Below are 7,827 nucleotides of genomic sequence, written 5' to 3' on the forward strand. Positions count from 1 at the left end.
GGCCATACCGAAGGGCCTGCGCTGCGAAGGCATCATGGCCTATGAGGCGCATGCGCCGGAAATTCCCGGGCTGTTCGGCGGCGCGGCCGGCGCGCTGAAAAAGGCCGCGGCGAAGGCTGCCGAGTTCGTCGCGGCCCTCGATGCGGACCAGCGCCGCATCCTCAACATCGGCGGTTCCAAGACGGCGCTGCTGCATGGCGGCGGCGTGGCCAACGAAGTGTCGATCGGCTCGGCCTTCGTGCTGCCCAGCGATTTCGATACGCCCGGCCTCGACGGCTTCCGGCCGGCCGCTCTCATTGCGACGCCGATTCTGAAGGCGCTCGATCCGGTGCTCCCCGGCCCGGCGGCTATCTCCCGCACGCTGCAGGCGCTCGGCCTCTTCCCGAAGAAGGCCTGCTATCTCTATGGCGGCAAGTGGATGGCCGAACCGGTGTTCCCCGCAGGCATGAAGCCGAACGGCCTGATCGGGCTCTCTTCCAACCAGCAATTCATGGGGCTGCCGGCGGGCGCGGAGGTGAAGCCCGGTGACTACGCCTTCCTGCGGCCGACGCAGAGCGAGGCGGTGCTGCAGCATTTCGGCTCGCTCGCGGTGTTTGCCGGTGGGCGCATCGTCGAGTTCTGGCCGGTACTGCCGATGGGGTGAGGGGCGCCCCAACTGTCTTCGTCGCGATCCTTCGCGCCCCCCTCTGTCCCGTCGGCCTAAAGAAGTTCGGCACAATCAATTTATTTGACTCAGTCAACTAAATGATCGATCCTGTCCGCGACAGGAGGAATTCCCATGACCATCCACGATCACCCCGGCAAGCAGCGCATCGATGCCGTGCGCGCTTTCAACCGCTTCTACACCCGCCAGATCGGCCTGCTCGACGAGGGCCTCCTGAAGAGCCCGTTCTCGCTGACCGAGGCTCGCGTGCTTTACGAGCTTGCCCATCGCGACGGGCTGGTCGCCAGCGACCTGGTGCGCGACCTCGATCTCGACCCCGGCTATGTCAGCCGGCTGCTGAAAAAATTCGAGGAGCGCGGCCTGGTCGAACGCGCCGCCACGGAGGCCGACGCGCGGCGGTCCTCGATCGCGCTGACGCCCGCGGGCAGGGAGGCCTTCGCGCCGCTCAACCAGGATTCGCACGACCAGGTGCGCGCGCTGCTCGATCGCCTGGCGCCGACCGACCAGGAGCGGCTGGTCAAGGCGATGCGCACGGTGCAGGACCTGCTCGGCGACAAACCCCAACCCAAAGTGCCTTATATCCTGCGGCCGCTGCAGGTCGGCGACATCGGCTGGATCACGCATCGCCAGGGCCTCATCTACGCGCAGGACTATGGCTGGGACGAAACCTATGAGGCGCTGGTTGCCGAGATCCTCGGCGAGTTCGTCAAGAACTTCGTTCCGCAATGGGAGCGCAGCTGGATAGCCGAGCGCGAAGGCGAGGTGGTCGGCTCGGTTTTCGTCATGCGCAAGTCGCCCAAGGTGGCGAAGCTCAGGCTGCTCTATGTCGAGCCGTCGGCGCGCGGCCTCGGCATCGGCCGGCGGCTGGTCGACGAGTGCATCGCCTTCTCGCGCGCCAAGGGCTACAAGACGCTGACGCTGTGGACCAACGACATTCTTGGCTCGGCCCGCCGCATCTACCAGGCGGCGGGCTTCAAGCTGGCCGAGGAAGAGCGCCACCATTCCTTCGGCAAGGATCTTGTCGGCCAGACCTGGAACTTGGAGCTGTAGCGCCTTTTCCTTCTCCCCTTGTGGGAGAAGGTGGATCGGCGCGCAGCGCCGAGACGGATGAGGGGTGTTCCAGGGAACGCCACCGTCTCACTCCGCTGGAACACCCCTCATTCGTCGCCTTCGGCGACACCTTCTCCCACCGGGGGAGAAGGAGAGGGGCAGCGTCTCAACCTTCGATCGGCACCCAGATCTCCAGCCCGCCATTGCCGCTGCGCGGATCGAATTCGGGGCCGTAACGCTCGAAGTCGGGGGCGTCGGCGATCTCATGTCCGGATGCAGGCAGCCACTTGTTCCAGATGGTGTTGACCGTGCGTCGGATGGTCGAGATGTGTTCGCGATGCGCAAACACGGCATATTTGTGCGCCGGCACTCGAACCCGGTAAAAATCCTCCGGCAGATCGGAGAAATCCGACACCTCGACGCCGGCGACATAGTCGAAATTGCCGGCATCGTCGCCATTGGTGCAAACGCCGTAGGCGACGCCGGGAACCTCGCCGGGAATGTTGCCGACATAGGGTCCGAAGCGCTGCCACAGCATTGGGATGCCGGCGCTGGTCGCGCAGCTGTAGCGCTCGCCGAGCCCGGCGATGAGAAACGCCCGGCTGGTCTCGAAGCGCGGCGGCTCGAGCGCGGTGAGAAGCGAACTGTCCATGAGGATGGGCTCCACGAGGTCGAGGTTTTGGGTCGAGCCTCCAGCGCGCACCAGTTCCGGCGTGGTGCCGAACTGGGCGCGGAAGGCCCGTGTGAAAGCCTCATGCGAGCCGTAGCCGGCATCGAGCGCGACCGCCAGGATGTCGCTCGCGCCGCCCGCGAGCTTGCGCGCCGCTTCGCTGAGCCGCCGCGCCCGCATATAGCCCATGACCGACCGGCCGGTGGCGGCGCTGAAGGCGCGCGTCACATGGAAGCGCGACACGCCGCTGCTTGCCGCGACATCGTCGAGCGAAATCGCATCCGGCAGATGGCTTTCGACAAACCACAGCGCTTTCTCGGTCGGGTTCATGGCTCCTCGCATTTGGCGCGGCCACACTAGTCGGCGCGCCGACGGGCAGTTTGATCGAAATTGCGCAGTGCGCAATAATAGCCACGCGCATGCCGGGTTGAGTGGGATCGACTTGGCATTAGCGGCACGCGGAAGGGGTGTCCCGATGACGACGGCGACGGCCGATCAGGTGTTCCGATTTGGCGGGTTCACGCTCGACCTCGCCAAGGGAACGCTGCGCGGCATCAACGAGCCGCTGTTCCTGCGGCCGAAAGCCTACGCGCTGCTTTCGCATCTCGCCCGCAATATGGGCCGAGTCGTGCCGAAGTCGGAGCTGATGGATGTCGTCTGGCCCGGCGTCTATGTCACCGAGGATTCGCTCACCCAGTCGGTGCGCGAGATCCGCAAGGTGCTGGGCGAGGACATGGTGCGCACCGTCTCCAAGCGCGGCTATATGCTTGCCGCGGAAGCCGAAGCGGCGCCCGAGATCAGCAGCCAACCGATCGTGGCGGTGGTGCGCTTCCGCAACGAGAGCGGCGATCCGGCCGACGAGGCGATGGTCGACGGCTTTGCCGAGGATCTCATCAACGGCGTGGCGCGCTTCGGCACTGTCACGGTGCTGGCGCGCAATTCAAGTTTTTCCTTCGCCTCCTTCGGCCGCGCCGAGTGGCCGCAGATCCGCGCTCGCATCGGCGCCGATTATCTGGTCGAGGGCTCGCTGCGCCGCCAGGGCGAGCATGTCGTGGTGGCCGTCAGCCTCGTCGACATCGCGAGCGGCAGCCAGCTCTGGGGCGACCGCTACCAGTCACAGGGCGCCGGCCTGTTCGCGATCGAGCGCGACATCGTCGAGCAGATCGTCAGCCGCCTGGTCACGCGGGTCACCAACGCCGGCCTCGAGCAGGCCTCGCGCAAGCCGGTGACCAGCCTTGCCGCGTACGAGCTCCTGCTGCGCGGCTTCGCGCTGCTGCGCGATCCCGCTCAGACCGACCAACGCGGCGCCGAGGCCTTGTTCGAGGCGGCGATCGCAAAAGATCCGAATTACGGGCTTGCCTATTCTTATCTCGCTTTGGCGCGCTCCCTGGACGGCGAGTTCGGGCGCGCCAGCGATGCTGTCCTGGAAAATGCGCGCGACCTTGCCGACAAAGGGCTGGCCCTGTCGCCCGACCAACCGACCGGCCACCGCGTGCAGTCGCTGATCCGCCTCTATATGCGCGATCACGAGGCGGCCGAGCATCACATGCGCATCGCCTTGCAGCTCAACCCGTACGACGCCGACAGCATCGAGCAGATGGGCATGCTGCTCACCATGCGCGGCCGGCCGCTCGAAGCGCTGACCTGGCTGGCGCGCGGCATTCGCATCGATCCGCTGCATCCGCACTGGTACCAGTTCGACCGCGCCCTGGCGCTCTACATGATGGGCGAATATCGGCAGGCGGCGGAAGCGCTGGAGCTCGCGACGCGGCCGGCGCCCTGGATCAGGACCAGGCTGGCCGCCTGCTATGCCCAGATGGGCGACAGGGAAAAGGCGCGGCGGCAGATCGCCCTCATCGAGGACGGCCCGTCCTTCTCGCCGCTCGACTATGCGCTGCACGGCGTGCCGTTCGAAAATCCGGCCGATGCCGAGCATCTCTGCGAAGGCGTCAGGCTTGCCCTCGGCTAAATGCATGTCGCCCCGGAAGTGTGCAGCGGTTCTGGGATATCAAAACAAAAACTTAAAGCGCGTCGCCCGAATCCGTTTCAGCGCGACGCGCTTTGGGCTGTGCCCGAGCCGCCTCAATCGACGACGACCACGATGTAGCGGCCTTGATAGGGCCGGTAGTAGGTCCGGCCGCAGCGCCAGACGTCGAAGCCGTTGACCTTGGTGCGAACGCAGCCTGCCGGCAGCGTGGCGACCCAGGCGGTGGTGTGCCTCAGCACACGCCATGTCGTGGCGCGCCGAGCGACGCCCGCGGCGCTGTGCGGTGTCCAGGGCGCCCCGATGCGGGCTTCGGCGGTACCGACCAGCGACAGGGCCGGCACGGCCATGCCGACAATCTCGACGGCGGCGAGGCCGATGGCGAGCAACGCAGCGGCCGAGCGCATTTTCCTGAAAGATTTCACAGGCATTTTCGTTTCTCCTGAGGTTGGTGTTCAGTTCTAGTGGGAGGATGAAGCGGCCAGCCGGGTCGAACCCGTCAGCGCCGCCAGGTGAGCAACCACGAACAGCCAGTGCGCCGCGGTTGTTACGTAGCCGACGACAAGCACGTCGGCGGCGATGAAGAACTGCCAGAACAGAAGGTTGGCCGTTCCGAGCAGCACATGCACGGCAGCCAGCACGGCGTGCCAGTTGCGGGAGTAGGCGATGCGCCAGAGCGTCACGCCGATGATCAGGGCCAGCCCGTGCGCCTCGATGAAGCCGATGCCGGTGCCGGGTGCGTTGTTGAGCAGCACGGCTTCAGCCCCGCGCCCGAAGAACGAGCCGGCAATGTCGGTGGCGAGCCCGCCTGCGGAAGCAAGGACCAGGAAGCCGGCATTCACGCGAACGAGAAGATTTCCAAAGAAGGGTGTCATGATCGTTCCTTTCCGTTTTGGGTGATAAAGGTCGCCACGGCGGCGTTGGCCGCCGTGGCTGCTGGGAGGAGGCAACGCTCAGGCCACCAGCGGCCGGGGCTCGGCTGCGGCCGCGGTCGGTTCTGCCGCGGGGGTGCTCTCAGCCGGCGCCTTGATCCCGAACCAGGTGACGTAGAGCGTCGGCAGGAAGACCAGCGTCAGCACGGTCGCGACCAAGAGGCCGCCCATCACCGCATAGGCCATCGGCCCCCAGAACACCGTCGGCGCGATCGGGATCATGCCGAGGATGGCGGCCGCCGCCGTCAGCAGGATCGGCCGCAACCGATGCGTGGTGGCGCTGATCACCGCGGCCCATGGTTCCTCGCCGGCGGCGATGTGCTGGTCGATCTGCGCGATCAGGATCACCGAGTTGCGGATCACCATGCCGATCAGCGACATCACGCCGAGGATCGCGACGAAGCCCATCGGCGCCCCCGAGAGGAGCAGCGCGCCGGCGACGCCGATGATCGCAAGCGGAGCGGTGAGCAGCACCAGCACCAGGCGCTGGAAGCTCATCAGCTGCACCATCAGCACGGTGGCCATGATGAACAGCATCAGCGGGAACACCACGAAGATGCTGGCCTGCGCCTTGGCGCTGTCCTCGATCACGCCGCCCTGTTCGACGCTGTAGCGCGCCGGCAGTTCCGCCTTGAACGCGGCGATGGCGCTCTCCAGCCGCCGCGTGACCAGCGTGGCATTTTCGCCGGGCGCGACATCGGCCTGCACGGTCACGGTCGGCAGCCGGCCGCGGCGCCAGATCAGCGGCGGCTCGGTCTGGTAGGTGAGCTTCGCCACCTGTTCCAGCGGCACCCGCCGTCCGCCGGACGCGCTGATCGTCAGGCCGCGCAGCGTGTCGATGCTGGCGCGTTCGGTTTCCACCGCGCGGGCAACGATGTCGACGAGGTAGATGTCGTCGCGCATCTGCGTGATCTTCGAGCCGGAGAGCACCGCGTTGATCGTCTCCGACAGCTGCTGCGAGGAGATGCCCAGCGCGCGCGCCCGGTCCTGGTCGACATCGACCTTGATGACCTTGGCCGGCTCGTTCCAGTCGTAGTTGATGTTGCGCACCGAGGCGTCGCTGCCCAGCACCTGCGCGAACTGCTGCGCGAGGCTCCGCGTCTTGTCCGGATCCGGACCGCTGACGCGGAACTTCAGCGGCCAGCCGACCGGCGGGCCGAGCTCCAGCGGCGTGACGCGGGCCATGACGTCGTCGAAGCCGGTCGACAGCTGCTTCTCCAGCCGGTCGATCACCGCCTGGCGCACGGCGTGGCCCTTGGTCACGACCACCGCCTGGGCGAAGAAGTCGTTGGCGAGCTGCGCGTCGAGCGGCAGGTAGAAGCGCACCGCGCCCTGGCCGACATAGAAGCTCCAGTGGTCGATATCAGGATCGGCGGCGAGCAGCTTCTCGACGCGCTCGACCACGGCGTCCGTCGACTTGATCGAAGCGGTGCGCGGCAAGGTGAGGTCGAGCATGACCTCGGGCCGGTCGGACTTCGGGAAGAACTCCTGGCCGACGAAGCCCATCGCCACGACGGAGAGCGCGAACAGTCCGGCCGTCGCCGACAGCACCAGCCACTTCGCCCGCATCGCCATCTCGAGCAGCGCCTGGAAACCGCGGCCGACGCGCGAGGGCTGATGGCTGCCGCCATGCCCCTTGATGCGATCGGGCAGCAGGAAGACGCCGGTGAGCGGCGTGAACAGCACCGCGACCACCCAGGAGACGACGAGCGCGATCGCCACGACAGCGAACAGCGAGAAGCAGTATTCCCCGGCGCCGCTCTTGGCGAAGCCGACCGGCACGAAGCCGGCGATCGTCACCAGCGTGCCGGTGAGCATCGGGAAGGCGGTGGAGGTATATGCATAAGTGGCGGCCGAGATCTTGTCGTAGCCTTCCTCCATGCGCGAGATCATCATCTCGACCGCGATCATGGCATCGTCGACCAGCAGGCCGAGCGCGATGATCAGCGCGCCGAGCGAGATGCGCTGCAGCGAGATGCCGAAATACTCCATGGTGACGAAGGTGATCGCCAGCACCAGCGGGATGGCGACCGCTACGACGACGCCGGGACGCCAGCCGAGCGCCAGCAGCGAGACGGCGAGCACGATGGCGATCGCCTCGCCGAGGCTCTTGGTGAATTCGCCGACGGATTCTTCCACCACATGCGACTGGTCGGCGACCAGGCCGAGCTCGGCGCCGAGGGGCAGCTCGGCCTGCATCTCATGCATCTTCTCCTTGACGGTCTCGCCCAGCGCCAGCGCGTCGCCGCCCGAAGTCATCGAGATGGCGATGCCGACCGCAGGCTTGCCGTTGAAGCGGAACGTCGGCTGCGGCGGGTCGGAATAGGCGCGCTTGACCTCGGCGACGTCGCCCAGCCGGAAGTAATGGCCGTTGGCGTAGAAGTTGATGGCCTTGAGGCTTTCCTCGGAGGTGAAGCTGCCGGAGACGCGGATGGCGATGCGCTCGGGGCCGGCATCGACCGTGCCGCTCGGCGTCAGCGCGTTCTGCGCCTGCAGCGCCTGCGACAGCGTGCCGACATCGAGGCCG

6 protein-coding genes and 1 pseudogene are annotated in these 7,827 nt (G+C 66.7%); 3 read left to right on the forward strand and 4 right to left on the reverse strand.

Annotated features, from left to right (window positions below):
• Both EOA75_RS25050 and EOA75_RS25055 read left to right on the forward strand, forming a co-directional pair.
• Nucleotides 1-643: pseudogene (locus tag EOA75_RS25050) on the forward strand (DSD1 family PLP-dependent enzyme); the annotation flags it as partial.
• Between the two features lie 135 nt (nt 644-778).
• Entirely contained in the window at nt 779-1,714 is a 936-nt protein-coding gene (locus EOA75_RS25055) for a bifunctional helix-turn-helix transcriptional regulator/GNAT family N-acetyltransferase (protein ID WP_095824847.1), read from the forward strand.
• Between the two features lie 166 nt (nt 1,715-1,880).
• Here EOA75_RS25055 and EOA75_RS25060 read toward each other — a convergent pair whose 3' ends face one another.
• Nucleotides 1,881-2,714 (reverse strand): AraC family transcriptional regulator, encoded by an 834-nt coding sequence (locus EOA75_RS25060; protein WP_095824846.1) that lies wholly within the window; start codon nt 2,712-2,714, stop codon nt 1,881-1,883.
• Nucleotides 2,715-2,859: 145 nt separating this feature from the next.
• On the opposite strand from EOA75_RS25060, the gene EOA75_RS25065 reads away from it, so the two are divergent.
• Nucleotides 2,860-4,353 carry a winged helix-turn-helix domain-containing protein gene (locus EOA75_RS25065; protein WP_127325420.1) on the forward strand — a complete coding sequence of 498 codons (1,494 nt, stop codon included), beginning with the start codon at nt 2,860-2,862 and terminating at the stop codon, nt 4,351-4,353.
• A 113-nt stretch (nt 4,354-4,466) separates the two neighbouring features.
• Here EOA75_RS25065 and EOA75_RS25070 read toward each other — a convergent pair whose 3' ends face one another.
• The 3 genes from EOA75_RS25070 to EOA75_RS25080 all read right to left on the reverse strand — a co-directional run.
• Nucleotides 4,467-4,799, reverse strand: a complete 333-nt coding sequence (locus EOA75_RS25070; RefSeq protein WP_066996527.1) for a hypothetical protein — start codon at nt 4,797-4,799, stop codon at nt 4,467-4,469.
• A 30-nt stretch (nt 4,800-4,829) separates the two neighbouring features.
• Nucleotides 4,830-5,243, reverse strand: coding sequence for a hypothetical protein (locus EOA75_RS25075; RefSeq protein WP_067324856.1), 414 nt, complete (start codon nt 5,241-5,243; stop codon nt 4,830-4,832).
• A 78-nt stretch (nt 5,244-5,321) separates the two neighbouring features.
• A partial coding sequence (locus EOA75_RS25080; protein WP_164747546.1) for an efflux RND transporter permease subunit occupies nt 5,322-7,827 on the reverse strand: 2,506 nt, incomplete at its 5' end.

The organism is Mesorhizobium sp. M1A.F.Ca.IN.022.07.1.1 (assembly GCF_003997575.1).
In the GTDB taxonomy this organism is placed as follows: Bacteria; Pseudomonadota; Alphaproteobacteria; order Rhizobiales; family Rhizobiaceae; genus Mesorhizobium.